This is a genomic window from Streptomyces sp. NPDC004838, from assembly GCF_053600955.1.
In genome coordinates this window covers 61,116-86,182 of the sequence record NZ_JBSGAW010000029.1, presented here as the reverse complement: position 1 = coordinate 86,182, position 25,067 = coordinate 61,116, and the positions used below count along the sequence as shown (strand labels likewise).

Sequence of the window (25,067 nt, the reverse complement as noted above, 5' to 3'; positions counted from 1 at the left end):
CTCCCTGCCCCTGTGCCCTCCCCTCACCCCCGACTCCCCGAAAGGCTGGTCCGCCATGACGACCACGGATCTCGAATACTCCGACGGCCCTCTGACGCTGCGGGGGTTCCTCGCCTACGACGAGTCGGTCTCCGGGCCGAGGCCCGGCATCCTCGTGGCCTCCGACGCGTTCGGCCTCGGTGACCAGGCGCGCGACCGCGCCCGGATGCTGAGCGAACTGGGGTACGCGGCCCTGGCGATCGACATGTACGGCGACGGCCGCCAGGCCACATCGCTCCCCGAGGGAATCGAACTCGTCGACGAACTGAAGAAGCGCCCCGAAGCGCTCCGGCGGCGCGCCCGCGCCGGACTCAGCGCCCTGGCGGAGCTGCCCCAGGTGGACGACGACCGCCTGGGCGCGATCGGCTTCTGCTTCGGCGGCACCGTCGCACTGGAACTGGCACGCGACGCCGCCCCGCTGCGCGCGGCCGTCAGCTTCCACGGCAGCCTCGGAACGGAACTGCCCGCCGCGCCGGGGGCCGTGCGCGCCCGGGTGCTCGTGTGCCACGGCGCGGCCGACCCCCTGGTCGCGCCCGAGACCGTCGCCGCCTTCCAGGACGAGATGCGGGACGCCGGGGCGGACTGGCAGGTCATCGTCTACGGCGGCGCACAGCACAGCTTCACCAATCCCGCGTCCGACCACTACGGCATGCCGGGCATCGGCTACGACCCCCGCGCCGACCGCCGCTCCTGGGCCGCGATGCGCGCACTGTTCGAGGAGTCCTTCGCCGCCGGAGCGCAGCAGTGACGGCAGCGGTCTCCCGGCCGCCCGCCGGGAGCGACGGCGACCTCCCCTCCGCAACACGAGGCCGGGACAGCGACCCGCCCCTGACCGCGGACCAGCTCGCGTACGCCGACTCCTACGCCTGGAACGCCGACCACGTCGAGATGACCACCGTCGGCATCGACATCGGATCCTCGACCACACACCTGATGTTCGCGCGGGTACATCTGCGCCGACGCTCGCAGAACCACTCCAGCCGGTACGTGGTCGTCGAGCGCGACGTGCTCTGGCGCTCCCCGGTCCTGCTGACGCCCTACGTATCCGACAACACGATCGACGCCGGACGGCTCGCCGCGTTCGTCGGCGACTGCTACCGGAAGGCCGGCGTCGAGCGGTCCGCCGTCGACAGCGGCGCGGTGATCCTCACCGGCGAGGCGCTCAAACGGACCAACGCACGGGCCATCGCGGATCTGTTCGCGAGCGAGTCGGGCACGTTCGTCTGCGCCTCGGCGGGCCACCACCTCGAAGCGGTGCTGGCCGCACACGGCTCGGGGGCGGTGGCCGCCTCCCGCGGACGGCCGGACGCCGGACTGCACATCGACATCGGCGGCGGCACCAGCAAGATCGCCGTTCTGGCGGACGGCGAGGTGCTGGGCACCGCCGCCGTCGCGGTGGGCGGCCGACTGGTGGCGTTCGAGGACGGGCGCGTCGTACGGGCCGAGGGCCCCGCACTGGACATCGCCCGTACGGCCGGGATCCCGCTCCGGCTCGGCGACCCGCTCTCCGCGGACGACGAACTCCGGCTCGCCCGCGCCTTCACCGAGGTACTGGTGAGCGTGGCCACCAAGGGGACCGTACCGCCCGGATATCCCGACGGGCTGCTGCTCGCGGACGACCGGCCGGCCGGGGTGCGCCCCGGCACGGTCAGCTTCTCCGGCGGGGTGGCCGAGTACCTCGCCGACGCGGAGAAGGAGGACTTCGGCGACCTCGCCATGCCGCTGGCCGCCGAGATCGGCGAGGCACTCCACGACGGACGCCTCCCGCTCACCGTGCTCGGTTCCGCCCAGCGCATCCGGGCCACGGTGATCGGCGCCTCGCAGTTCACGGTGCAGGTCAGCGGCAACACCGTGGGGCTGTCGTCCGAGGCGGCGCTGCCGCTGCGCAATGTGCCGGTGCTCCGCCCCCGGCTCGATCTGTCCGGGCCCGTCTGCCCGGACGTCGTGGCGGGCGCCGTCACGGCGGCGGCCCGGACCCAGGACGCGGCGGTGGGCAGTGACGCCGTCGCGGTGGCCGTGCGCTGGACGGGCGCGACGACCTATCCCCGGCTCCGGGCGCTGGCCGCCGGACTGGTGAAGGGCATGTCCGGACACCTCGCCGCCGACCGGCCCCTCGCCGTTCTGCTCGACGGGGACATGGGCCGTTCACTGGCGGCCCTGCTGATCGAGGAACTGGCGGTGACGGCACCGCTGGTCTGCCTCGACGGCGTCGAACTGGAGGAGTTCGACTATGTGGACATCGGCGAGATGGTCCACCCCAGCAGCGTCGTACCGGTGGTGATCAAGTCCCTGCTGTTCGCCGCGGACGGCGCCCTCCCCGCCCCACCGGAACCACCGGGTGCCGACGCGCACTGAACCGGGGCCCGCGACGACACGAACAGCCAGAACAGCCCGAAGAGAGGGAGCCTCGATGAAGACCGCGTTGGCGGCCGACGGGCCACCGGCCGCCCAGGAGACGTACCGGATGCTCATCGGCGAGCAGTGGACCGACGCCTTGGACGGCAGCCGCTTCCACGCCGTGAACCCCAGCACGGGCGAGCCGTGGGCCGGGGTGCCCCGCGCGAGCGCGGACGATGTGGACGCGGCGGTCCGCGCCGCACGGGCCGCCTTCGACACCGGCGCGTGGCCGCGCAGCAGCCCGGCGGAACGCGCCCGGCTGCTCCGCCGCCTCGGCGACCTCATCCTCGAACGCGAGGGTGAACTGGCCCGTGTCCAGGTGTGGGAGAACGGCAAACTGCTGCGTGAGGCGCTCGGCCAGACCAGGGCGCTCGCCGGCTTCTGCCACTACTACGCGGGCATCGCGGAGACGCTGCACGGACACACCCTGCCCACCTCCTTCCCCGACACCCTCACCTACACCCTCCGCGAGCCCATCGGCGTCGTGGCCGCGATCACCCCCTGGAACAGCCCGCTCGCCCTGCTGTGCCAGAAGCTCTGCCCCGCGCTCGCGGCGGGCAACACCTTTGTGGTGAAACCCTCGGAGTTCACCCCCGTCTCCACCCTGCTCTTCGCGGAGCTGGTCCTCGAAGCCGGGCTTCCCCCCGGAGCGTTCAACGTGGTGACCGGCGACGGCACCGCCGGCGCCGCGCTCGCCGCCCACCCGCTGGTCGACAAGATCGCCTTCACCGGGTCGACGGCCACCGGGAAGAAGATCGCCGCGTCGGCGGCGGACCGGCTCGCCCGCGTCTCGCTGGAACTCGGCGGCAAGTCCCCCAACATCGTGTTCGAGGACGCGGATCTCGACGCCGCCGTCGCCGGGGCCGTCACCGGGCTGTTCCACGGCACCGGCCAGAGCTGTATGGCGGGCTCCCGGGTTCTGGTGCACCACTCCCGCTACGACGAGTTCGCGGCCCGCCTCGTCGAACGCGTCCGCGCGATCCGGCTCGGCGATCCGCTGGACGACGACACCCAGCTCGGCCCCATCGCCTGCCGCCCCCAGTACGAGAAGGTGCTGCGCTACCTCGACATCGGCCTGGAGGACGGCGCCACCCTGCTCACGGGAGGCCGCCGGTCTCCGGAAGCGGCCCGCCTCGGCGGCTACTTCGTCGCGCCGACCGTCTTCGGCGATGTCGCCAACGACATGCGGATCGCGCGGGACGAGGTGTTCGGACCCGTCATGTGCCTGCTGCGCTTCCAGGACGAGAACGACGCGGTCCGGATCGCCAACGACACCCGCTACGGGCTGGCGGCCGGGGTGTGGACCAGGGACGTCGGCCGCGCCCACCGCGTCGCCGGGCGGCTGCGGGCCGGCACGGTCTGGATCAACACGTACCGCAGGACCAGCCATGCCGCGCCCTTCGGCGGGTACAAGGAGAGCGGCCTGGGCCGGGAGAACGGCCCGGAGGCCGTCCACGAGTACACCGAGACCAAGACGGTCTGGCTCGCCATGGGCGAGGCCGCGTCATGACGGCTCCGCGGCGACCTGACCGACCGGACCGACCGCGGCCCGAACCGGCGCGTGAACCGGCGCGTGAACCGCTGCCGCTCGTCCTCGTACCGGGCATGCTGTGCTCGCCACGGCTGTTCGCCGAGCAGCTGCCGGAGCTGTGGCGGTACGGTTCCGTCACGGTCGCCGACATCCGGCACGACGACTCTCTCCCCGCCCTCGCCCGACGGATCCTGGACGGCGCGCCGCCGAGGTTCGCCCTGGCCGGACTGTCGATGGGCGGTTACATCGCCTTCGAGATCATGCGCCAGGCGGGCCACCGGGTCAGCAGGCTCGCCCTGCTGGACACCACCGCACGGCCCGACACCCCGCAGAAGCGGGAGGGGCGACGCAGCCACGCCGCACTCGCCCGCGCCGGGCGCGTCGGCGAGCTGAGCGACCTGCTGTTCCCCCGCTACTTCCACGACGCGGGGGCGGACGACGGCACACAGCGGGCGGTGGTGCGGCGCATGGCCGAGGAGACCGGGGCCGACGCCTATCTGCGGCAGCTGCGGGCGATGGCGGACCGCCCCGACTCACGGCCCGGCCTCGCCGCGATCCGCTGCCCGACCCTGGTGCTGGTCGGTGCGAGCGACGAGGTGACCCCGCCCGAGCGGGCCGCGGAACTCGCGAACGGTATTCCGGGCGCCCGGCTCGTCACCGTGCCGGAGTGCGGACACCTGTCCACGCTCGACCGTCCGCGCGAGGTCACCCGGGCCCTGGTCTCCTGGCTCCAGGAGTGACCGACCCGTCGAGGGCCGGTGTCCGGGTCCACCCGGCACCGGCCCTTCTTCGTCTCCGGCCGAACCCGCATCACGCGCGGTGCCCACCCGTCCGCCGTCCCGGGGCGGGGTGGACGGCACGGTGTGCCTGTCGGCGTGACCCGAAGCCTCTGCCCCCAAGCCTCTGCCCCCAAGCCTCTGGCCCGGACCGGTTGCGCCGGTCCGGGCCTTCGTGCTTTCGGGAGTGCGGAGGGCGACCGGGAAGCTCACCGGTGGGAGGCCGCTCCGAGCCGGCCGAGGCTTCCACCGGTGCGGACTCCCACGGGTGTCCGCGGGTGTGTGGGCGTCTGCGGTTTCCACGGGACAAGGACTCAGCCCGCTCGTACAGGCGGGGGTTCCTGCCTGGTGAGCGGGCTGAGTCCATGACCGGACGCCTTACGCGGCACCGAGAGCCGTCCGGCTCAGCGGCCCCTGTGATCAGGCGACGAGCAGTTGCACGGGAACGGCCTGGAGCTCGCGGTACCCGGATTCGGTGACCGTCAGGTCGGTGCCGCCGAGGAGCACGTCCTTGCCGTCCTGAGAGATGAGGGTCGGCGAGATCGAGTAGACCATCCCCGGCGCGAGGACGAAGTCGGGCTGTTCCTCCTTGCCGGGCACGAACTCCTTCTGGACCCGGTGACTGCTGCCCGGGTACTCGGGGGCGTCCATGCCGAACTGATGGATCTGCGAGTGCCGGGAGAACCTGAAGGGGGTCCGCTCGGCCGCTTCGCGGTAGGCCACGGCCAGATCCGAGTGCAGCACGCCCGGCTTGACGTGACTCAGCACATGCTCACGGACTTCGAGGATGGAAGCGAACATGTCCGCGTGCAGCCGGCTCGGCTCACCCATCGAGATCTGCTGATCGGTGTGACCGGTGAAGCCGCGATAGCGGGCCATCGATGTCAGCGTAAGCATGTCACCCGCTTCGATTCGGCGGGACAGGCAGAGTTCCGCGACCGCCGGGTTCTGCGAGGCGTGCTTGCCGAACGACAGATAGAACCTCGTGTCCATGTCGGCGCCTTCGGCCCACATCGCACGGATGCCCTCCTGGACGACCTGCGCGCCCGGCATCCCCGGCCGTACGAAACCGCGGATCGTCTCCACGGCGGAGTCCCAGATGCGGCACGCCTCTTCGATGACGGCCAGTTCTTCGGCGCTCTTCACCGTGCGAGCGCTGGCGAAGACATCGGCGAGCTGGACGAGTTCGACGTCCGGCATGGCCGCCTTGAGCTGTTCGAAGACCAGGTGGTTCAGTCCGGAGTCGACACCGACCCGCGCTCCGCTCGGAAGTCCCAGCTCCTTGATACGGGCGACGATCTCCGAGGTGTCGCCCACCTGGCGCGGGGAGTGAATGTGGTCGCTGGCCGGACGGATGTCCTCGATCCAGTCCTGAGCGTCCAGGAGGTACTCGACCGGGATGTCGATGATGTGCCGGCCGTTGACGAAGCACGTCACCGGCGCCTCGTCCGCCGACAGCACGGCGTAGTTCTCGCCCGGAATCCCATTGGTCAGATAGAACGCGTTGTGCCCGCTGGCGATGATCGCTTCGGCGCCCGCCGCCCGCAGATACTTCCGCACCAGGGCATGGCGTCGGTCACGTTCCGTGAGGGACAGCCCGTTCTTCGGGAGGTTGGGCATGACACCTGAACTCATGATCTCCTCAGTTCCTTTGAGCGTTGATCTACTGACTGGCCGGAAGGTCTCTGAGACCGGCCATGGCTCCGGCAGCCGCCGCGGCGCTCATGCCGATGGTCACGCCCATCGCGCGCGCCGTTTCGTTGGCGGCGGAAACGAACCCTTCGTGATACGTGCTCATGGCGTCGTCGATGCGAGCGCTGAAGCAGGAAACGGCTGCCGCGGCGACGCCGATCTCGTCGCTACCCCACAAGCCGGCGATCCCGGACCGGTTCTTGGCCATGCCCGCGTCGTTGGCGATCCAGCCTCGTACCGGCCAGATCTTGAGCAGGGCCGCCTTCGTGCCGCCCGAGTGGACACCGGTCACCACGATGTCCGAGCTGAAGTCCCCGTCCTTGGGCAAGGACGTGAGGGTGCGCACGACGAGGATTCGGTGAGCGCCGGTGTCGGCGATCCGGTGGACGGTGTTGTCCTGGTCGAGGTCGAATTCCCGGACGTGTCCGCGCTCGGCCGCCAGCATCAGCGTCGCCGCCTCCAGTGCCGGCATCCCTGAACGTACGCCGAGTGCCGCCGCTGCCGCATTGGCACTTCCGATCTCTCCGGCGGCCAGGGACAACCCGTTGGAGACTTCCGCGGTGTCCCCTGCCACGGCCGCGGCGGGGACCTCGTAACGGTCGGCGAACGCAAGGCCCGCGATTCCCGCGGCCTCCCGGCCCACCCCGGCGTCATGGGCGATCACACCCTTGACGCCCTTCGTGAGCGCGTGCGCGACCGTTCCGGCCCCGCAGTAGGAGGCCGCGATGATCACGTCGTCGTGACCGATCTCGGGATCCACGGTGTAGAGCAACGAGTCCATGGCGAACACCCGCCCGGTCTCCGTCTGCGCGATGGCCTTGACCACCTGGTGGCCGAGCGGGGCGTGCTCGGCCGGGGGCAGACCCGTCTCCGAGCGGCCGGTGGGCTTCATGGTCACGGCAGCATCCGTTCTTTGCGCGGACCCGCGGCCGGCTCCGGTTCCGGGGTCCCGTTCGCCGGCGGGTCCGATGGCCCGGTCGTCCCTGTTGCCGCCGGCGTCTCTGTCGTCGCCGTCGTGGCTTGTCGGATCAAGTGGGCGACTTCCGAACGCAGGGCGACGAACTCCCTGCTGGCCTTGGTCTCGATCTGGTCGCGCTCGGAGGGGAGGTCGACATCGATCTCCCGCATGGTCCTGCTCGGTGAGCCGGTCAGGACGATGACACGGTCGCCGAGATAGACGGCCTCGTCGATGTCATGGGTGATGAGCATGATGGTCACCCCGTGATTGCGCTGCACGGCGGCGACGAGGTCTTCGAGTTCGGCACGGGTCTGCGCGTCGACGGAGGCGAACGGCTCGTCCATCAGCAGCAGACTCGGCCGATAGGCGAGAGCTCGTGCGATCGCGACCCGCTGCTGCATTCCGCCCGACAACTGCCAGGGATACTTGGCGTGATCACGCGACAGGCCCACTTCGGCCAGTGCTCTCTCCACTCGCCTGGCGCGCTGGCTCTTGTCGGTTTTCAGGTACCGCAACGGCAGATTGACATTCTCGGCCACCGTCAGCCAGGGGTAGAGCGAGCGCTCGTATTCCTGGAACACCATGGCCAGGTCATCGGGAACCTGGGATACCGTCACGCCGTGCATCCGTACGCTTCCGCTCGTCGGACGGATCAGACCCGCGACGGACTTCATGAGCGTCGTCTTCCCGCAGCCGGACGGGCCTACGATCGAGACGAGTTCTCCTTCACCGATCTTGAAGCTGATCGAGTCGATCGCCGCTTTTCCGGGAACATACTCGTAGTGGAGGTTCTCCACCTCAAGAACAGTCTTGAGTTCGCGCACTCTCATCACGCCCTTTCGCCTGCGTGCCAACGGAGCAGCCGCTTCTCCACCGCCACGAATGACAGATTGAGCAGGATGCCCAGAATGACGATCACGATGATTCCCGACCACATGTCGACAATCCTGAAGTAGTCCTGGGACTCGTCCACGAAGTGACCGATGCCGTTGTTCGCGGCGACCAGCTCGCTGATGACCATGAGGTTCAGGCCCAAGGAGAGAGCCACCCGCATGCCGGCCAGGATCTTGGGGCTCGCGGCCGGGAATACGACGTGACGCAGTCGTGCCATCCGGCCCAGCCCGAAAACGCGCGCGGTGTCCAGCTTGACCCGGTCGACGGTCCGCACGCCCTCGACCGTGTTCAAGAGAACCGGCCACAGGCTCACGAAGGCAATCAGGGACACGCGCATGTTGTCACCGATGCCCAGCAGCACGAGGAACACCGGAAGGACGGCGGGGCTGGGAATCGACCGCATGAAGTCGAGTACCGGTCTCGCCATGTCCGCAGCGAGTGCGGACGAGCCGATCAGCAAGCCCCCGGCGATCCCAACGACAACCGCGAGCGCCCATCCCTCGAGGAGACGTCGGAGGCTCGAAACGACATTTTCCGTGAACAGGTCCGTCACGAAGGGGGGGTTACCCGAGAACCACAAGGTGCGTGTGGCGTCCAGGATGTCGGCCGGCACCGGGAAATAGCCGGAGGTCGAGGACTGGGCCATCTGGTGCCAGACCACCACCGCGACCACCAGGACACCCCAGCGCACGATCAGGTCGCGTGCGACCCCGGCCAGCCGGGCGTACGCCGGGGACTTCACCGGTACCGCCGACTCCGCCGGTCCGACCGCGGCCTCTTGGACCCTGGACGTCATCGCGAAACCCCATTCATTCCGTGGCGCCACGCGAACAATCTGATCTCGACAAGGGTGAAAACCAGATTGATGGCGATTCCGAGAACGCCGGCGAGCACCGACGCGCCGAGCACCAGCCTCGTATCGCCGACCAGGCTGGCGCCGAGGATGTAGGAACCGATGCCTGTGGGCGACCCGGCCACCAGCTCGGCGCCGACGACGACGATCAGCGCCAGGCCGGCCGAGATCCGAATGCCGGTGAACACGAAGGACGCGATGCTGGGCATCACCACCCAGCGCAGGACGGCACGGCGCGGCATACGGAAGCTCCTCGCCGTGGAGACCGCGACCGGATCGATGTCCTTCGTCCCGTACAACGTGTTGAGAAGAGTCGGCCACAGAGCCGCCAGCAACGCGAGGATGACCTTCATCCTCGTCTCGGTCCCCGCCGTGAGCATGAAGATGGGGATGAGCGCCACTGCCGGCAGGTTCCGCAGGATCTCGATCGGAACCACGGCGGCCCGCGCGACGATCGGCAGCGATCCGATCGCGATACCGAGCGGGACCGCGATCAAGACCGTCAGGAGCATGGTCAGGCTCCACGCCGCCATGGTCCAGCCCATGGCGGCGACGAAGCCGCCGTCCCCGAGCAGCGCGTACGCCGTGTCCAGGATCTGGAGCATCGTGGGGAACGAATCCCCCAGCCATCCGGCCATCGTCGCGATCTGAGCGATCGCGAGGAAGAGCACCACCCCCATCGCTCCCCGCACCACCGGGCGCATGGACTTCCGCGCCCTTTGCCGTACGGGTTGCGGGGCGACGCTCCGGCCAACGGGCTCGGCTGCCGCCGAGGGGGCTTCGGTGGTTCCCGTCACCCCTCCGTGTGAACTGGTATCAGGCACTCTCGTCACCATTCCGATGCTCGGTCGTCTCGGTGGGGTGGCCCGTGCATCAGTCGCCGATCTTCGGCACGGAGATCTTGTTCTCGGCGACGCCGAGGTCGTGCATGATGCCCGCCAGCTTCTCGAGATCCTGCTGATTGATTTCGGGCGTGAAGTCGGGCAGCACGAGATCCTTGGTCTGCTCGGCCTTGAAGCTCGTGTAGGTCGGGAGCACGCGAGTGACCACTTCGGGTTTGGTCTTGATGGTCTCGGTGGCCTTGACGATCGCCCGCCGGAAGGCCGCGATGGTGTCGGGGTTCGCCTTGGCATAGGCGGTGCGGGTGTTGTACCCGACCAACGGGAATCCCTCGAATTCACCGGAGAACGCGTCGAACACGATGCGGTACTGGCCCGATTGCAGCAAACCGCCGAGAATCGGCTGGGGAACACAGGCGGCGTCGACTTCACCGTCGTCGATACTGGGCTTCATCTCGGCGGCTGCCAACTGCACGTATTTGATGGCGGCTTTGTCCCGCTTGATGCCCTGCTTCTCAAGCGTCGTGTCCAGCAGCATGTTGCACATGCCCGGTGCTCCGGTCACCGCGGCGGTCTTGCCGACGAGATCAGCCGGCTTCTTGATGCCGGACGACTTCGGGACGACGAATGAGGCGTAGGTCGGGACACCGCTGGTGGCCCCCATGATCGGGGTGAGAGGGACCTTGCCGCCGACAGCGAGCAGGTACGCCGACCACGGAATGCCCGCGACATCGAACGATCCGCCGACCGTCGGTGCGACGGGCGAACCCGGCGGCATCTGCTTGGTTTTCACCTCCAGCCCTTCGTCGGCGAAATATCCCTCCGCGTTCGCGACGAAAATCGGCAAGTAGTCGGCAAGCGGAAGATAGCCGACGGTCACCGACTTCGTCTTCGGCTTGCTGCCCTGGGTTTCCTTGCCGGAGTCCGAGTCGGATCCGCACGCGCTGAGGGCGAGCAGCGCCACGCTTACCATCGCCGAAACGACGGCTCGTTCGGTCTTCGATGTGCGGGTGAGGGTCTTACCGCGCAGTGAGGGTGAGACATTCATGTCATCTCCTTCCAGTCGTTGTCGAAAGCGCCAGCTGCCGACGTGCCGCGGACTATTGGATTAACATCTGTGCGACAGATGCTTGCAGATTGTTATGCCCAGGGTCAATCGTCGGTACCGGGTTTTTCTGCGGGATCAGTGGGGGGCGCTCAAATCGAATTGGAGCCGTTGCAGGACGGGTTGACCGTCCTCGGGGTGGAGCCTCAAGGTGTCGGTGATCGCCTCTGTGGGCCCGGGGCGTGTTGTGAAAGTCCCGCCCGGCCTGCGACGCCCGGAACGCACACTCTCCCCGGCTGCCTTCGGCGTGGGAGGGACCCCCAGGGTTGTCGGATCGCCCGAGTACGTCCCGTACGAGGGCGACCCTTCGCCCTGTGGTGCGCCGCGTCCGACGCCGTGCGCTGATCCGCCGCGGATGACGGGATGGCCCTCAGGGGCGTGGAGCAGTCCAGACCGATCCCCTGGGGCCGCGGCGCGTGGCGGTCTCTCTGTGCCACGCGCCGGATTCGATGTGGTTGCGGGTGGCCTGCGCGACCCGTCGCCTACGTCCTTGCGCGCCTTGGATCAGGCGAACAGGAAGTCGGTGCCGAGACCCCGAGAGCGGGCCCTGTCGTGGATCGCGGACGCGAGGGCGATGTCCCAGAAGCCGCCCTCGGAATCCTTGAACACGATCCGTTCGTCCTTCGACGTCCGGCCGGGCGCCTTGCCGGAGGTGATGTCGCCGAGCTCTGAGACGCTCTCCCAGTCGAGAGCCCCTGCCTCGGTGAGCTTCAGCAGGGGGTGACCGCGGTCATCGGGGAGCCAGGGGTCGACCCAACCTCGTTCATGGGTCTTCGAGCCGACGACGATCTTGTCGGCCGCCGTGTGCACCGACGGATCGATCTCGTTCGGATGCCCATAGCTGAGCAGAAGCGAGCCCGTGCCCGTCATCAGATCGCCGTGCAGGACCGGTTCGAGGGACGACGTGCCGACGAGCACGATCGGTGCGTCGCCGACGGCGAGGGCGGCCGAGTCGACAGCCCTGACCGTGATGCCGAGTTGCGCGGAGACCTCCTCGGCGAACGCCGTGCGTCGTGACGCCGTACGGCTGAAGACCCGGATCTCGGAGACGGGACGCTGCCCCGCGACGGCGGCGAGGACCGAGCGCAGGTTGTGTCCGCTGCCGATCACCCCGATCGTGTCAGCACCGGCGGGCGCGAGCAGTTCCGTCGCCAGGGCCATCGTGGCGCTGATGCGCAGTGGGCCGAACGGGTAGGACATCACCGCCAGCAGCTCACCGGTCGGCTCGTCGTAGACGGTGGCGATGGCGGGCACGGTTTTGGCGTAGCCCCGGCCGGCGGGATTCACCCGGGCGCCCGACCGCCTCGGCTCACCGACCGCTCCGAGGACGACACGCAGGGCGCTGTTCGCCATGGGGAGCATCATGGGGGCCTTGGCGTCGATCTGATCCTTGGCTTGAGCATTCGCCGCTGCTCGAATGACCTCCATCGCCGTCGGGAGGTCCATCAGCTTCAACACCTCGTCGTTTCGCAGCAGAAGTGTCATCGTGCTTCGCCCGCCGCCCTGGTCCGTGCACCGTATGAGGTGCCTGCCGTTCTTCGGCGATCTTCCATCGGGTCGAGTCCTCTCGTTCTGATTGGTGACTGGATTCGGTCGGGGCCGGACGCCGCCGGCCACGAAGCCCGTCCGTGTATGCCGTCGGCGCACGGCCGCCCGTTTCCGGTGGCGCCACCTCGTCGTTCCCGCTCGTCGTTCCCGCTCGCCGATCAGCTCGCCGGGTCGGCGCGGCGGCCGGGCCGGTACCGCCGGGGTGCTCCGCGCGTACTCACCCGCGTCGCATGTGTCGCGTCAGGGCGAGTCGCTGCGCCGTCGGCTGCTTGCCGTCACCCCCACCATGGAGTCCGGACCGGATAGCGGGACCGTCGACGGGAAGCGGGGCAGTGCTCCCGTCACCGTCCCGCCTCGGTGTCGAAGGCTTCCTGGAAGTGCGCGCTCATGGCTGCCCACGACCGCTGGTCGGCGAGCTTGTGGTATCCGACCTCCGGCTTCCCGTAGTGGTCCGAAGCCGGGTTGGTGAAGCTGTGCTTCGCTCCGCCGTAGCTGATGAGCTGCCAGTCCACCCCTGCATGTCTCATCTCGTCCTCGAACGCCACGACGGTGGCGGGGGGAACGATGGGGTCATCGGCGCCGTGGCAGACGAGTACCCGCGCCCGCACCACCCCGGGCTCGGCGGGACGGTCCGTCCCAAGGTTGCCGTGGAAACTCACGACAGCGCCCAACTCCGCACCGGCGCGCGCCAGCTCCAGCGCGACGGTTCCGCCGAAGCAGAAGCCGATCGCTCCCAGCCGGCCGGGGTCGACCTGGGGCAGCGACGCCAAAGCCGACAGGCCGGCCGCGGCCCGCTCCCGGAGCCTGCCGGGGTCCTCTCTGAGGTCCGTGACCAGTGCCATCCCCTCGGGCAGCGTCGAGACATGGAGGCCGTGGCCGTACATGTCGATCGCCAGCGCCACATAACCGAGTTCGCTCAGCATGCGCGCGCGGGACTTCGCCTGCTCACCCAGGCCGAAGGCGTCCGAGACGACGATCACGCCCGGCCGCGGCCCCGCGGCGTTCTCGTCGAAGGAGAGGAAACCGCGCAGTGCCAGCGAGCCGTGGGAGTAGTCGAGATCCCTTGTGGTCATTCGCCGAGTCCTTTCGGGAGATGACGGAGAGGCCGGGAGTACCGGTGCCCGGCCGTCTCCATGGGTGTGTACGGTGCCGCCCGAGCCGTGACGTCGGGGAGCTGCTGCCGATGAGCGCCGACCTGGTCGACACGGCGGCCCCGGTTGCGCCCGGCGCGTCGCAGCCGGGAACACCGACGCCGAACCGCTTGTCCGGACAGCCGGCGCCGACGAGTTCCCAGCCGAGGTCCGCGTCGTCCTGACCGGCATCGAGAAGCCGGTCGACCACCACGCGAAGCGACAGAAGCAGGGTCAGCGGCCACTGGATTTCCACCACAATGGGTCCACCGCCTGCCGCACCATGGCCATTCGGCTTGTGGCCGGGTGCCCGCCTTCGGGACAGAGCAAGTGTCAGTGCGAGATATTCTTCATCCGCTCCCACCCGCTCGCGAATCGGGATGCGAGCGGGATGCCTCGCGACGCGATTTCTCCGGCGAATATCGTGAGGATCCGCGGACCCTCTTTCCCCGTGGAAAAACGCAGGCCGCCGTCCTTGCGTTCACATCGACCTCGCTGGACCGTGTCTTCCGCTCATGGGCCACCGGGCAACGGATGCCGTCGAACGTCACGGCCAGGCGTTCGCCGGAGGCGCGAACAGGCTGCCCTCGCCCCGCTCGAAGCCGTGCTTCCCTCCCCGGGCTTCGACCTCGGTGGATCCGTGCCCGCTTCGGACGTGGGACACCCCCTTGTACCTGTGGTGCTGCCGGTAGGCGCTCGCATCGGCGGCCGGTTCGAGAATGTACGGGGTGAACCAGTCGCCCCGCCCGTCGAGGTGCGCGATCGCGCCCTTCGCCCGGTCGCCGACCCGCGCCCAGGGCTCGACATCGGCCGAGCGCAGGTCGGAACCGAAGCCCCGGCGGTCGGCGACTCCTTCGTCCGCCGCCCGGTCGGCGTAATTCCCAACGAGAAAACGGTCGTCCATGCTACCGCCCTTCTCGCCCGATCAGAATCGGGCTCGTGCATATCGCGCTGGTTCGTAGGCACCGGAGACAGCCCCTATTCCCGTGGCGCCCAGGATCGGCCCGCAGGGGTGGTGTGGACCGAAGAACTCCCGCTGTACGCAGGAAAACGCCGTTGGAATCGCACCTGGCGAGACCCGGCGGACGTTCCGCCGAGCCGGCCCGGAGTATTTACATAATCAAGTCACATATCAGCAGTCTGTTAAAGCCGTGTCAACCCCCTGGGAGCGTCCGGGTTTCGGGGAGCGCCCGGCGGGCGGCGACCTCCTGCGGGGGATGCGGAGTCGGGGTGCCCGGCCCGTGAAACTGACGTTACGTTGCTCGTTTGCGTGTCGCGAGAATGTTAAGATGCCTCGTGTGATCCCCGCATCCAGGTCCCAGCCCCCTGCCGCGGCCCAGAGGTGAGGGCCGATCGCCCTGCCCGCGACTGCGGAGCCCTGTGTGATCTCTCCAGTGCCGTCGAGGGGCCGGGAGTTGACGCATGCCGAGACCTGAACGAGGTCGTGTCGGTGCGGTCCCCGGAAGGCGTTCGGATCTGGAGGACGAACGCCGAACCGGCCAACGCCGTCGATCCGGCCCTCATCGACGCGCATGCGGCCGGGCTGCCAGGACGACACCCGGGTGGGCCTACCAGGCGTCGGCCGCCGCTGTCTGCGTGGTCTGCGCTGCCTGCGCGCTCCGCGCGGTGAGGTGTCAGACGGAGGGGGACTCCTCGCCCTCCGCTTCCCGGGTGGAGAGGCCGGGTTCCGGCGCGGGGGGCCGTACGGTCAACTGTGCCTGGAGGCCGTCGAGGAGGTACTCCAGGCCGTCGGTGAAGCTGCCGTCCCAGTCGTCGTCGTACAGGTAGCCGTTGGCGGCCAGCGTGGGGTAGCGGTCCCGAGCTGCGTGCAGCCGCTCCTGGCCCGCCCGCCGCTCCGCGTCCGTGATGCGCAGCGCGGACTGGGTGGAGGTCGAGCCCATGACGTGGTTGTAGAGGGCCCAGGTGGCGGCGGAGAGAGCCTTCCCGCTGAATCCGGCGCGCGCGAGCGTGGCCTGCAGGTACTCCATCCCCGACAGGAAGGCCGGGCCGATGGCCGGCCGTCGGCGGGCGGGGACGGCCGTGGCCCAGGGGTGCCGCAGCAGCGCGGCCCGCCATGCGCGCATCAGCGCGGTGACGTCCCCGCGCCAGTCCCGCCCGGCGCCGGGCGGTGGCGTGGACACCTCCGTGAAGACCGCGTCGACCGCGAGGTCGAGCACGTCGTCCTTGGTCTGGACGTGCCAGTACAGCGAGGGGGCGGAGATGGAGAGCCGCTGGGCGAGGCGGCGCATGGTGAGCCCGTCGATGCCCTCCTCGTCCAGGAGGGCGAGGGCGGTGCCGACGATGCGGCCGCGGGTCAGAGGCTGCTCGCCGCGGGGCTCGCGCTGCGGGCGCAGCCAGAAGCTGCGCACCTCCTCGTCCGCCGGTTCGCCTCGTTCGCCGCTCGCCACGTGTGCACTCCCCACCGGATCGCGCGGCCGGCCGACCGCTGCCCCGAGTCTAGTACGCTGTTCGGCGCATCTAACGCTGTTAGGTGTAGCTACCGGTGTTCGAGGCTAGAGGTGTGTGAGGACTGATGGAGACCAGCACGGCAAGCAAGGCGGTACGCGGGCGCGGGGGGTGGGTGCTGCCGACGGTGAGTGCCGCCCAGCTCCTGGTCGTCCTGGACGGCACGATCGTGAACATCGCGCTCCCCTCGGCGCAGGCGGACCTGGGCATGTCCGACGGGAGCCGGCACTGGGTGGTCACCGCCTACCTGCTGGCCTTCGGCGGGCTGCTGCTCATCGGCGGCAGGCTCAGCGGCGCGCTCGGCCACCGGCGCGCCTTCGCCGCCGGCCTGATCGGGTTCGCCGCCGCGTCGGCGCTGGGCGGAGCCGCGGTGAACTCGGGGATGCTGTTCGGGGCGCGGGCGCTGCAGGGGGCCTTCGCCGCCCTCCTCGCCCCTGCGGGCCTCTCCCTGCTGACCTTGACGTTCACGCGGGAGCGCGAGCGCGGGCGGGCGTTCGGGGTGTTCGCGGCCGTCGGCGCCGCGGGGTCGGCCGTCGGGCTGATCGCCGGCGGAGTCCTGACCGAGTACGCCGACTGGCGCTGGTGCCTCTACGTCAACGTCCCCGTCGCGCTGCTGGCCGCGCTCGGCACGACCCTGGTGCCCAAGGACCGGCCGACCCGCGCCGGGCGGCTGGACGTGCCCGGCGCGCTGCTGAGCGCCGCGGGGTTCGCGGCCGTGGTGTACGCCTGCAACGAGGCCGAACCGCGCGGCTGGGGCTCACCCGTCGTACTGACCCTGCTCGCCGGCGGTCTCCTGCTGCTCGCCGCGTTCTGCGCCGTCGAAGCGCGCTCCCCCCGGCCCCTGCTGCCGCTGCACATGCTCCTGGACCGTACGCGGGCCGCCGCCTTCACCTCCATCGCCCTGATGTTCGTGGCCGTGTTCGGCTTCTACCTGTTCATGAGCTACTACGCCCAGACCGTGCTGGGCTACACCCCCGTCCAGACGGGCCTGACGCTGCTCATCAACGCCATAGCCGCCATCGCCGGGTCCACGGCGGCCGGAAGGCTGTACGGGCGCGTCAAACCCGGCATGCTCATCGTCACCAGCCTGATCCTCTCCGCGGCCGGGGTGTACGTACTGACCCGGCTGACCGCCGAGACCACCCACGTCCTGCCTCTGTACCTGACCCCGGCCCTGGTGCTCACCGGACTCGGCCTCGGCTGCATCCTCGCCTCCACCGCCGGCCTGGCCACCGCCGGCCTGCCCGGCTCCGACATCGGAACCGCCGCCGCGGCCTACAACGCCTCCCAGCAGCTGGGCGCCGCGCTCGGCACCGCACTGTTCAACACCGTCGCCGCGAGCGCCACCGCGACCTACCTCGCCACCGCGGGGCAGGACGCCCGCACGCGGGCCGCCGTCCACGGCTACACCACCGCGCTCGCCGTCGTCTGCGGCATCCTGCTGGCCACCGCCCTTCTCGCCGCGGTGCTCTCACCGCGCGCCCGCACGGAGTCCGCCCACCCTTGAGGAGCCCGGCTCCCGGTGGATACCGAGCCTCGAGGACGCGCCGTCGACGTTCGCGCGGCGCGGGTCACCCGTCGAAGGAGACGGGGCCGAGGATGTCGAGAACGGCTCGGCGGCTCCGTCCCAGGGTGCGGATGCGGCCGTCCGGCCGTACGACACAAGGAGTGCAGCATGACGATCCAGCGGATGGACAATGTCCTCATCGTCGTCGACGACCTCGACGCCGCGATTTCCTTCTTCGTCGAACTCGGCATGGAGCTGGAGGGCCGGATGCCGATCGAGGGGCGCTGGGTGGAGCGGGTCATCGGGCTCGACGGCGTCCGGCAGGACATCGCGATGCTGCGGACACCGGACGGCCACGGCCGGATCGAGCTGGCGATGTTCCACACCCCGAAGGCGATCGGCGCCGAGCCGAAGGACGCGCCGGCGAACACCCTGGGCATGCGTCGCGTCATGTTCGCCGTCGACGACCTCGACGACGTCGTCGCCCGCCTGCTCACCCACGGCGCCGGCCTCGTCGGCGAACTGGCGCGGTGCGAGGACAGCTATCGGCTCTGCTACGTCCGCGGCCCCGAGGGCATCGTCGTCGGACTGGCCGAGCGGCTCGGCTGAAGGCAGGTTACGGCGGCCCGATCCAGGCGGCTTCCACCCATGCCGAACAACGGCTCGCGACCGGTCGCCGTACGACCCTGGCCCCGGCGCATCGCGCACACCGGGCCCCGGCCGTGACGTGCGTACACCCCGCGGAACGCGGCCGGCGAGACGACGGACGAAGGCCGACCGCCCCACGCCGTCCTCCGAACTGGTGAAACCCGCGTCAGGCGGCCGCCGTGGCGGTGGTGGCCCGGATGGGCAGGTCGCCGTCGCGCAGACGCCGCCCGCCGCGCCCGTTCTCCACCGCGACGAGTTCGGCGAGGATCGACAGCGCGCTCTCGGCGAGTGACGGTCCGCCGAGGTCGAGGCCCGCCGGGCCGGTCAGCCGGTCGAGTCCGGGGGCGTCGGCCAGGCGTCGCAGGCGTTGTGCGTGGGTGGCCCGGCTGCCGAGCGCGGCGACGTACTCGGCGGGGCCCGCCAGAGCGGCGCGAAGAGCGCGGTCGTCGATACGCGGGTCATGGCTGAGTGTGACGACCGCGTCGCGTATGCCGAGCGGATGGCGGGCGATCCACTCGTCGGGCCAGGCACGGACGACCTCGGCGGTGTCGTTGAAGGCCCCGGAGGCGATGTGACCGGGCCGCGGGTCGAGGACGACGACCCTGCGGTGCAGGGGTCCGGCCAGGGTGGCCAGGACCGCGGCGAGATCCGTCGCGCCGACCAGCAGCAGCCGTGGCCGAACCGTCAGCTCCTCGGTGAACGCGGGTCCCGTGTCGGGCAGTTGGCCGACGGTGGCCGCCGTCGACCAGCGGTGGGGCGGCCTCAGTCCGACCCGCACCATGAGCGGACGGTCCTCGGCCAGGGCCCTGGTGATGGCGGAGTGCACCGGATCGGGCGGCGCGGGAGCGATGAGGACTCGCAGTTCGCCGGCGCAGGCGGGAGCGTCCTCCCAGGGCAGCAGGTCGTCCCCGGGCGACACCGCGGTCACCTGGGACGCGGCCCCTACCAGGACGGCGCGGGCTGCCTCCAGGACGATGCCCTCGACGCAGCCGCCCGACAGCGAGCCGCGCCACCGTCCGTCCCCGGCGACCGCCATGGTCGCGCCGAGCGGTCGTGATCCGGGACCGTCACGGCCCACCAGCCGGGCCAGCGCGACGGGCCGGCCCGCCCGGCGGTGGGCGTCGACGAAGGGCCACACCTCACGTAGCACGCGTACCTCCAGTTCAGTTCCCGGCCCGGCCGGGCGGCGACGGCAGCGGCACCGGCCCGCGAGTCTCTTCCCGAGGACGGCTCACGGGCTCGGGTCGCTCCTCGATCACGCGGTCCGGACGGATGGGCAGGGTCCGCTGGCGGCGGCCGGTGGCGTGCCAGACGGCGTTCGCGATCGCGGCGGCGGTGCCGACGGTCCCGATCTCGCCGACACCTTTGATGCCTGACGGGTCGCCGGGTTCGTAGTCGGGTACGAAGTCGGCTTCGATGTCGGGGACGTCGGCGTGTGCGGCGATGTGGTAGCCGGCGAAATCCCCGTTGACATGGCGGCCGGAGGCCGCGTCACGGACGCCTTCCTCGTGCAGGGCCGTCGACAGCCCCATGATCATGCCCCCGACGAGCTGACTGCGTGCGAGCAGCGGATTGATCACGCGGCCCACGGCGAACATCCCCAAGAGCCGCCGCACACGCAGCTCGCCGGTCGCCGGATCGACGGTCACCTCGCAGAACACGGCACTGTAGGAGTGCCGTTCCATGAGGGGAACCTCACCGAGCGACTCGGTGGTGTCGAATGTGACGGTCAGCGGCAGCGTGGCGCCGCCGAGCCGGGAGCGCATCCTGGCCGCGGCCTCGGTGATCGCCCAGGACCAGGATGCCGTCCCCCGGGACCCGCCGGCGCTCCACGCGGGACCGAGGTCGCTGTCCGCGATCAGCAGCCGTATCCGTTCGGGACTCACGCGCAGCGCCTCGGCCGCCACCGCCGTCAACGCGGTGCGTGCGCCCGTGCCGATGTCGCTGGCGCCGACGGCCACGGTGAAGGACCCGTCGGCCTCGGCGGTGATCGACGCCGTCGACGGGAGCGCCCCCGCGCCGAAGGACGTGGCCGCCATCCCGGTGCCGACGAGCAGACGTCCCTCCCTCCGCGTCCGCGGGCGGCCATCGCGTGTGGCCCAGCCGAACCGGCGGGCACCCTCCCTCAGACACGCGACGAGGTTCCGGCGGCTGAACGGCAGGCCGGACACGGGGCCGACGGAAGGCTCGTTGCGCAACCGGAGCTCAAGGGGGTCCATGCGCAGCCGTTCCGCCACTTCGTCCATGGCGGATTCGAGCGCGAACGAACCGGGTGTCGCGCCGGGCCCCCGCACCGAGTACGGCGGCAGGATGTCGACCGGGACCGCGGTGCGCCGCGTGCGGATCGCATGTGCCGCGTAGAGCACGTTGGTCAGTTCGGTGCAGTTCTCCAGGTAGTCCGCGAGCTTCGAGACCTCGAAGGCCGCTGTGTGGTCGACGGCGCGCAGCCGGCCGTCGGCATCGGCCCCGATCCGTACTCGCTGGTCGGTCGCCGGCCGCATCGAGACGGTCTGGAACACCTGGCTCCGGGTCAGGGTGACGCGTACGGGACGGTCGAACATCGTCGTGGCCATCACCGCCAGGACCAGCTGGGGGCCGCACCCGCCTGATTTGGACCCGAAGCCGCCACCGACGTGCGGGGATCGGACGCGCACCCGCTTCGGGTCGAGACGGAAGAGCGTGGCCACCGTCATGGCGACCAGGAAGGGCCCCTGGTTGGAGTCGACGATCTGCAGGCGCCCGCCTTCCCACCAGGCGGTCGCGGAGTGCGGCTCCATGGCGGCACCGTGCGCCTCGGGGGTGACGTAGCGCTGGTCGACGACCACCGCGCTCGCGGCCAGTTCCTCGTCCACGTCACCGACGGTGGCGTCCTCCCCGAAGAACGACGTCGCCGGCCGGGCGGCCGGGTGCTCCAGTGAGAAATCGACGTCGTACGGCTCCTCGTCATACGTGACCCGCAGCGCCATGGCAGCCGACCTGGCCTGCTCCGCGGTCTCCGCCACCACCAGCGCGATCGGCCGGCCGGAGTGGGGTATCCCGTCGTTCTGGAGCAGGTGCATGCCACCGTCCGGCCCGAAGAACGATCCTGCCTCCAGGTTCAGCCGGGGCGCGTTGCGGTGGTCGATCACCCCCAGCACGCCGGGCATGGCCAGTGCGGCACGGGCGTCGATCTCGCGGACGCGTCCGCGGGTCACCGTGGAGGTGACGACACAGCCGTGGGCCAGGTCGCTCGTCGGCTCGTCCGCGGCGTAGCGCACCGCGCCGGTGACCTTGGCCGGACCCTCGATACGGGCCCGCGCCGTGCCAACGGCTCCCGGTGGCGGTTCCCCCGGGTCGGCGGACGGGGGAGAGGTTCCGGCCGTGCTCGGCCCGATGGCCGGGTGTCCGGCCGGTGCCGCCGGGGATGGGCTGGTCGAGGACGCGTTCATGCGTCGATCTCCTTCAGGACGTGTGACGGGACCGGTTCGTCACACGGACCGGTGGGGGAGTTCGGTCAGGACGGCCTCGATCAGGTTGCGGGTGAGCGTGACCTTGTACGCGTTGTCGCGCAGCGGCCGAGCGGCGGCGAGTTCCGCGTCCGCTGCGGCCCGGAAGCTGTCGGCCGTGGCGGGGGCGTCCCGCAGGGCGGTCTCGGCGACCTGGGCCCGCCAGGGCCGTGAGGCGAGGCCGCCGAGCGCGATCCGGGCGCCTCGGACGATGCCCTCGTGTACGTCCAGCGAGGCCGCGACGGACACGTTGGCGAAGGCGTAGGACGCGCGCTCGCGGACTTTGCGGTAGCGCGATCGCGGGCCGGCCGCGGCTGCCGGCAGGGTGATCGCGGTGATCAGGGCACCCGGGGGCAGCGCTGTTTCCCGCTGCGGACTGTCGCCGACGGGCAGGTAGAACTCGGACAGCGGGATCTCGTGGCTCGCGTCCAGGGTCTCGTAGTGGACGATCGCGTCGAACGCGGCCAGGGCCACGGTCATGTCCGAGGGATGGGTGGCCACACAGTGGTCGGACCAGCCGAGGATCGCGTGGTTGTGGTGCTCTCCGGCGATCGCGGAACAGCCGCTGCCCGGGCTGCGCTTGTTGCACGGCTGAGAGCGGTCCGCGAAGTAGCCGCACCGGGTCCGCTGCATCAGGTTGCCGCCCACCGTGGCCATGTTCCGCAACTGCCCCGACGCGCCCGCCAGCACGGCCTGGCTGAGGGCCGGGTACCGGCGGCGCACCTCGGGATGGGCCGCCAGGTCGCTGTTGGTCGTCGTCGCGCCGACGACGAGTCCTCCGTCGGGCGCCTCGCGCACACCGTCCAGCGGTAGCCGGCGCACGTCCACCAGCCGGGTGGGCGTCTCGATGCCGTCCTTCATCAGGTCGACGAGATTCGTGCCACCGCCGAGAAACCGGGCGCCGTCGTCCCCGGCGACCGCGGCAAGCGCCTCGCGTACCCGACCGGGCCGCTGGTAGCCGAACTCCTTCATCCCCTCACCTCCTCGCGGGACGCCGTCTCCAGTACGGCGCGCACGATCGACGGATACGCGCCGCACCGGCACAGGTTGCCGCTCAGGCGCTCGCGCACCTCCTCGGCGTCCAGCTCCGGCGGCGGTCCCTCGGAGGAGACGTCGGCGGTGACCGCGCTGGGCCAGCCCGCCGCGTGCTCGGCGAGCATCCCGACCGCGGAGCAGAGCTGGCCGGGCGTGCAGTACCCGCACTGGAAACCGTCGAGCTGTACGAACGCCTGCTGCAGCGGGCGCAGTTCACCGTCGACCGCGAGCCCCTCGACCGTCGTGACGTCCGAGCCGTCGGCGCCGACCGCCAGCGTCAGGCAGGACACCACACGCCGTCCGTCCAGAAGCACCGTGCACGCGCCGCACTGCCCGCGATCGCAGCCCTTCTTCGGCCCTGTGTGACCCGTGTCCTCACGGAGCGCGTCGAGCAAGGTCCTGCGATGGTCGACGGACAGACGGTACGTCAGACCATTGACGCGAAGGCGGATCTCGCTGCGGGTTCCGTCCGTCATACCGCTTGTCCCTCCTCGATGCGGCGGATCCCCGAACAGAAGATCCTCAAAGACTCCGGACATTCAACCAGTCCGCCGGAGAATTTCTTTGCCCAAAAGCGGCGAAGCCTTGCACGATCCTCTTGGTGATTTCGAATGAGCCTGAGAGGTTTGTTCGCTGGACCATTCCTCACCCGCGATGCTTCAATCGGCGCATGCTGCTTGACGAACTCCGAACTCTGCTGGCCCGTCACGCGCGAGCCGACGGAACGACCGCCATCGAAGACGTGCTGATCGGCCGTGAGGAGTCGCAGGAACCCCATGCGTCCATGACCGGAACGGTCATGGCACTGATCGCCCAGGGCGCCAAACGTCTCGCGCTGGGCGAGTACGTGTACGAGTACCGTGCCGGGCAGTACCTGGTCGCGTCCGTCGACGTGCCCGTCACCGGCCACTTCGTCGACGCCACGCCCACGCGGCCTGCGCTGGGTCTCGGCCTGCTCCTACAGGCGTCGGACGTCGCCGAGATGATGCTGCGGGCCGCTCACGACAGCTGTCCGCAGAACGGCGCCGCGCCCCCTGCCCTCGCCGTCAGCGACGCCTCCGACGAACTCCTCGACGCCGCCGTGCGACTGCTGCGCCTGCTCGACGAGCCACGGGACAGGGACATGCTCGCCCCCCTCGTCAAACGCGAGATCCTGTGGCGTCTGATCACCGGCCGGCAGGGCGCGACGGTTCGACAGATCGGCCTGGCGGACAGCAAACTCTCCCATATCGCCAAAGCCGTGCAATGGATCAGGGAGAACTACAGAGAACCGTTCCGTGTCGAAGACGTGGCGGATTTGATCGGAATGAGCACTTCCGCCTTCTATCGGAATTTCCAGGCCGTCACCGGAATAAGTCCCATCCAGTTCCAGAAGAAAATCAGGCTCCATGAGGCCCGGCTTCTTCTGGCGGCACATCCCAAGGACATCGCGCATATCGGAAACCGTGTGGGGTACGACAGCCCGTCCCAGTTCAGCAGGGAGTACCGCCGCCTCTTCGGCGCGCCGCCCAGTCAGGACGCGATACGGTTCGCGGCGCGCACGGCCGGCGACAGGGACTGACCGGCCCGAACACGCGGCCTGCGGGCGGAGTACACCAGAGCGGGAGGCAGGTTGCGGTACACCGTCCTGCTCGCGACCACTTCCTCGAACTCCTCCCGCAGCTGTGCGAACCGGCGCCGGCTCGGAGGGGCCCAGTGCACGCCGGCGTAGGTGAACTGCGTGTACACACCGCTCTCGGACAGTACCGAGGCGATCCTCGGTACGAGGGCCCGGCCGTGCGGGCCGGTGAACGCCGACCAGGGGAGGCCGCTCACCACCACGTCCGCCGTGCGCAGGCCCCGGTCGGCGAGGATGCGAGGCAGTTCCCAGGCGGAGCCGGTGACCGTCTCGGCACGGGGGAACCGCTGAACCAGATGGGTGGCGAGCCGCTCGTTGAGTTCGATCGCGATGTGACGGCCGCGGCCTGCCAGTCTGCGCTGGATCGCCTCGGTGGCGGGTCCGGTGCCCGGACCGAGTTCCACCACCACCGGCTCGCCCCGCTCCGGCACGGCGGCGACGAGCCGCTCCACCAGACGGGCCGAACTCGGGATCAGGGAGGCCGTCCGGAGCGGACTGCGCAGGAACTCGCGGGCGAAGAGCACTGTCTCACTCATGCGGTGACCC

At 70.2% G+C, this 25,067-nt stretch carries 22 protein-coding genes; 7 read left to right on the top strand and 15 right to left on the bottom strand.

Annotation, left to right across the window (positions count from 1 at the left end):
- Positions 1-55: 55 nt before the first annotated feature.
- The 4 genes from ACWEFL_RS28475 to ACWEFL_RS28460 are packed head-to-tail and all read left to right on the top strand — an operon-like array spanning position 56 to position 4,707.
- On the top strand, positions 56-787 hold the full coding sequence (locus tag ACWEFL_RS28475) for a dienelactone hydrolase family protein (protein WP_451717677.1): 732 nt from the start codon (positions 56-58) through the stop codon (positions 785-787).
- A complete protein-coding gene (locus ACWEFL_RS28470; RefSeq protein WP_451717675.1) occupies positions 784-2,394 on the top strand; it encodes an ethanolamine ammonia-lyase reactivating factor EutA in 1,611 nt (536 codons plus the stop codon). The genes ACWEFL_RS28475 and ACWEFL_RS28470 overlap by 4 nt, the downstream gene beginning before the upstream one ends.
- A gap of 55 nt (positions 2,395-2,449) precedes the next feature.
- Complete coding sequence (locus ACWEFL_RS28465; RefSeq protein WP_451717673.1) at positions 2,450-3,946, top strand: aldehyde dehydrogenase; 1,497 nt, start codon at positions 2,450-2,452, stop codon at positions 3,944-3,946.
- Positions 3,943-4,707, top strand: coding sequence for an alpha/beta fold hydrolase (locus ACWEFL_RS28460; RefSeq protein ID WP_451717671.1), 765 nt, complete (start codon positions 3,943-3,945; stop codon positions 4,705-4,707). Before ACWEFL_RS28465 ends, ACWEFL_RS28460 begins: the two co-directional genes overlap by 4 nt.
- 456 nt (positions 4,708-5,163) lie before the next feature.
- Here the strand turns inward: ACWEFL_RS28460 and ACWEFL_RS28455 are convergent, their stop codons facing one another.
- From ACWEFL_RS28455 to ACWEFL_RS28410, 10 genes are all read right to left on the bottom strand, one after another.
- Positions 5,164-6,378 (bottom strand): M24 family metallopeptidase, encoded by a 1,215-nt coding sequence (locus tag ACWEFL_RS28455; RefSeq protein ID WP_451717669.1) that lies wholly within the window; start codon positions 6,376-6,378, stop codon positions 5,164-5,166.
- A gap of 28 nt (positions 6,379-6,406) precedes the next feature.
- On the bottom strand, positions 6,407-7,333 hold the full coding sequence (locus tag ACWEFL_RS28450) for a hypothetical protein (RefSeq protein ID WP_451717668.1): 927 nt from the start codon (positions 7,331-7,333) through the stop codon (positions 6,407-6,409).
- Complete coding sequence (locus tag ACWEFL_RS28445) at positions 7,330-8,223, bottom strand: ABC transporter ATP-binding protein (protein ID WP_451717733.1); 894 nt, start codon at positions 8,221-8,223, stop codon at positions 7,330-7,332. Before ACWEFL_RS28445 ends, ACWEFL_RS28450 begins: the two co-directional genes overlap by 4 nt.
- Positions 8,223-9,029 carry an ABC transporter permease gene (locus ACWEFL_RS28440; protein ID WP_451717667.1) on the bottom strand — a complete coding sequence of 269 codons (807 nt, stop codon included), beginning with the start codon at positions 9,027-9,029 and terminating at the stop codon, positions 8,223-8,225. The genes ACWEFL_RS28445 and ACWEFL_RS28440 overlap by 1 nt, the downstream gene beginning before the upstream one ends.
- 50 nt (positions 9,030-9,079) lie before the next feature.
- The gene (locus ACWEFL_RS28435; protein WP_451717665.1) at positions 9,080-9,844 is read right to left on the bottom strand and encodes an ABC transporter permease; all 765 of its coding nucleotides are present in this window, start codon (positions 9,842-9,844) and stop codon (positions 9,080-9,082) included.
- A 169-nt stretch (positions 9,845-10,013) separates the two neighbouring features.
- Positions 10,014-11,027 (bottom strand): ABC transporter substrate-binding protein, encoded by a 1,014-nt coding sequence (locus ACWEFL_RS28430; RefSeq protein ID WP_451717663.1) that lies wholly within the window; start codon positions 11,025-11,027, stop codon positions 10,014-10,016.
- 561 nt (positions 11,028-11,588) lie between these two features.
- Positions 11,589-12,569, bottom strand: a complete 981-nt coding sequence (locus tag ACWEFL_RS28425) for a hypothetical protein (protein ID WP_451717662.1) — start codon at positions 12,567-12,569, stop codon at positions 11,589-11,591.
- A gap of 404 nt (positions 12,570-12,973) precedes the next feature.
- A complete protein-coding gene (locus ACWEFL_RS28420; protein WP_451717660.1) occupies positions 12,974-13,705 on the bottom strand; it encodes a dienelactone hydrolase family protein in 732 nt (243 codons plus the stop codon).
- Positions 13,706-14,309: 604 nt separating this feature from the next.
- Entirely contained in the window at positions 14,310-14,666 is a 357-nt protein-coding gene (locus ACWEFL_RS28415) for a hypothetical protein (protein WP_451717658.1), read from the bottom strand.
- Between the two features lie 730 nt (positions 14,667-15,396).
- Positions 15,397-16,170 (bottom strand): TetR/AcrR family transcriptional regulator C-terminal domain-containing protein, encoded by a 774-nt coding sequence (locus ACWEFL_RS28410; protein WP_451717657.1) that lies wholly within the window; start codon positions 16,168-16,170, stop codon positions 15,397-15,399.
- A 125-nt stretch (positions 16,171-16,295) separates the two neighbouring features.
- Here ACWEFL_RS28410 and ACWEFL_RS28405 point away from each other — a divergent pair, with 125 nt between their 5' ends.
- Positions 16,296-17,735 carry an MFS transporter gene (locus tag ACWEFL_RS28405; RefSeq protein WP_451717655.1) on the top strand — a complete coding sequence of 480 codons (1,440 nt, stop codon included), beginning with the start codon at positions 16,296-16,298 and terminating at the stop codon, positions 17,733-17,735.
- 168 nt (positions 17,736-17,903) lie between these two features.
- Positions 17,904-18,344: a VOC family protein gene (locus tag ACWEFL_RS28400; protein WP_451717654.1), complete on the top strand. Its 441-nt coding sequence runs from the start codon at positions 17,904-17,906 to the stop codon at positions 18,342-18,344.
- A 205-nt stretch (positions 18,345-18,549) separates the two neighbouring features.
- On the opposite strand, the gene ACWEFL_RS28395 is transcribed toward ACWEFL_RS28400, so the two are convergent.
- Genes ACWEFL_RS28395 through ACWEFL_RS28380 form a run of 4 tightly spaced genes read right to left on the bottom strand, consistent with a single transcriptional unit; the run spans position 18,550 to position 23,379 of the window.
- Entirely contained in the window at positions 18,550-19,533 is a 984-nt protein-coding gene (locus ACWEFL_RS28395) for an XdhC family protein (protein WP_451717653.1), read from the bottom strand.
- Positions 19,534-19,546: 13 nt separating this feature from the next.
- The gene (locus ACWEFL_RS28390) at positions 19,547-21,811 is read right to left on the bottom strand and encodes a xanthine dehydrogenase family protein molybdopterin-binding subunit (RefSeq protein ID WP_451717651.1); all 2,265 of its coding nucleotides are present in this window, start codon (positions 21,809-21,811) and stop codon (positions 19,547-19,549) included.
- Positions 21,812-21,850: 39 nt separating this feature from the next.
- On the bottom strand, positions 21,851-22,840 hold the full coding sequence (locus ACWEFL_RS28385) for an FAD binding domain-containing protein (RefSeq protein ID WP_451717650.1): 990 nt from the start codon (positions 22,838-22,840) through the stop codon (positions 21,851-21,853).
- On the bottom strand, positions 22,837-23,379 hold the full coding sequence (locus tag ACWEFL_RS28380) for a (2Fe-2S)-binding protein (RefSeq protein WP_451717648.1): 543 nt from the start codon (positions 23,377-23,379) through the stop codon (positions 22,837-22,839). The genes ACWEFL_RS28385 and ACWEFL_RS28380 overlap by 4 nt, the downstream gene beginning before the upstream one ends.
- A gap of 194 nt (positions 23,380-23,573) precedes the next feature.
- On the opposite strand from ACWEFL_RS28380, the gene ACWEFL_RS28375 reads away from it, so the two are divergent.
- Positions 23,574-24,464 (top strand): AraC family transcriptional regulator, encoded by an 891-nt coding sequence (locus ACWEFL_RS28375; protein ID WP_451717646.1) that lies wholly within the window; start codon positions 23,574-23,576, stop codon positions 24,462-24,464.
- On the opposite strand, the gene ACWEFL_RS28370 is transcribed toward ACWEFL_RS28375, so the two are convergent.
- The gene (locus ACWEFL_RS28370) at positions 24,416-25,057 is read right to left on the bottom strand and encodes a class I SAM-dependent methyltransferase (RefSeq protein WP_451717644.1); all 642 of its coding nucleotides are present in this window, start codon (positions 25,055-25,057) and stop codon (positions 24,416-24,418) included. The two genes, ACWEFL_RS28375 and ACWEFL_RS28370, sit on opposite strands and share 49 nt — an antisense overlap.
- Between the last annotated feature and the right edge of the window lie 10 nt (positions 25,058-25,067).